This is a genomic window from Prevotella illustrans (assembly GCF_017426725.1).
Lineage (GTDB): Bacteria > Bacteroidota > Bacteroidia > Bacteroidales > Bacteroidaceae > Prevotella > Prevotella illustrans.
Map to the genome: position 1 here is coordinate 1 of NZ_JAERMS010000086.1, position 1,024 is coordinate 1,024.

The following is a 1,024-nucleotide window of genomic DNA, read 5'->3' on the forward strand; positions in this document are numbered from 1 at the left end:
GCCCGGACCCTCGACCAGTGAGCTGTTACGCACTCTTTGAATGAATGGCTGCTTCCAAGCCAACATCCTGGCTGTCAAAGGGACCGGACTTCGTTAGACTAACTCAGGCAGAACTCGGGGACCTTAGACGGCGGTCCGGATTCTTCTCCTCTCGGGGACGGACCTTAGCACCCGCCCCCTTACTGCGCATATGCAAACCATGAGCATTCGGAGTTCGGCAGGACTTGATAGGCGGTGAAGCCCTCGCGTCCTATCGGTCGCTCTACCTCTCAGGGGAATATATGCACGCGGCACCTAAATGCCTTTCGGGGAGTACGAGCTATCTCCAAGTTTGATTGGCCTTTCACTCCTACACTCAACTCATCGGGAAGCTTTTCAACGCTTATCCGTGCGGTCCTCCATTCCGTGTTACCGGAACTTCAACCTGGTCAAGTGTAGATCACTTGGTTTCGCGTCTACCACCTCCGACTAGATGTCCAAAAGGACAAACGCCCTATTCAGGCTCGCTTTCACTGCGGCTCGGGGACTCTCAGGCCCTTAACCTCGCCGGAGAAGGTAACTCGTAGGTTCATTATGCAAAAGGCACGCCGTCACCACTTACATGGCTCCGACCGCTTGTAGGCGGATGGGTTCAGGAACTATTTCACTCTTCTCCTCGAAGTGCTTTTCACCTTTCCCTCACGGTACTCGTTCACTATCGGTCTCACAGGAGTATTTAGCCTTGCCGGATGGGCCCGGCGGATTCGCGCAGAATTACTCGTGTTCCGCGTTACTCAGGATACCGCTATGTCTCATTGCGCTTCACATACGGGACTATCACCCTCTATGGTCCTTCTTTCCAGAAGGTTCTGTTCACACGCTGAGTACAATGGCGCGGTCCTACAACCCCGGTGGCGCGTTGCCACGTCACCGGTTTGGGCTGTTCCCCGGTCGCTCGCCACTACTGGGGGAATCATTGTTTATTTTCTATTCCTCCGGGTACTAAGATGTTTCAGTTCCCCGGGTTAGCTCCCACGCTCATGCG

The 1,024-nt window shown here is 54.6% G+C and carries 1 rRNA gene; it reads right to left on the bottom strand.

The features are described 5' to 3' along the window. Positions 1-1,024 (bottom strand): 23S ribosomal RNA (locus tag JHU38_RS12260); the annotation flags it as partial.